A 760-nucleotide genomic window follows, 5' to 3' on the forward strand; every position below is an offset into this window, starting at 1 on the left:
GATGCCAGTGCCATTCCCTCCCCTTCCGACAGTTCATTGACGACTTCCAGCTCACCGTGAATACGCATTTCAATTCGGGTCAGCCCTGGACTGATGGTCAGATGGATATCTGATACATTCAACTTTTTTGCCAGTTCAAAACAGGTCAGTACCTGCTTCTGACGTTCACTCACATCAGTTAGGTCCGACAAACACACGCCCTGTTCATTCGTCCGCTGATTCTGTTTCTGACGGTTCGCCTGCAATTCTGACAAATTGACAAAGCGAATTTCTGCTTCTGGCGTGGCTTCAAGTAATTGCATGACCCGGGTCTGGACCTGGGGATCGCCCCGACGATTGTTGTCAATTAATACCGTAGCCTGTTGTTCTTCACATAACAGCAACACAGCATCATTAACCTGGATGTTTTCTTTCATTCCCTTTCTTCTCTCAGAACGTGAGTACCGAATCATCACTTAGCGTGACCGCAGAAAGCGTGATCACCTTAACTTTGAACTGAGTGCCAGGCACTGCGTCACCGACAGCTAACTCCATCACACCGCGGCCCGGCAGGCTTACGCTTGCCCGCAATGCATGCCCCCGACCATAAATCTCCTGAACCACCGGACGGGTCACAGGTTGTCCCGCTGTCATCACAGGCGATACGGTCACCGGCAGATCGATATTATTATTGCCCGTCAACCCCAAAGGCTGACTTTCTGTCAGTTGGCGTTGTAACTTAGCCCGCTGCAATTCCGCTTCCAGCAGTAGATTTTTCGCG

General features: G+C 50.7%; 1 protein-coding gene and 1 pseudogene. Both read right to left on the reverse strand.

All coding sequences use genetic code 11. The features are described 5' to 3' along the window. Positions 1-416 (reverse strand): annotated as a pseudogene (locus SLS51_RS23055) (GspE/PulE family protein); the annotation flags it as partial. A gap of 13 nt (positions 417-429) precedes the next feature. Further along, the coding region (gene pilP / locus SLS51_RS23060; RefSeq protein ID WP_323840815.1) for a type IV pilus biogenesis protein PilP at positions 430-760 on the reverse strand (331 nt) is incomplete at its 5' end.

The sequence above is a fragment of the Photorhabdus africana genome (assembly GCF_035181445.1).
GTDB lineage: Bacteria > Pseudomonadota > Gammaproteobacteria > Enterobacterales > Enterobacteriaceae > Photorhabdus > Photorhabdus laumondii.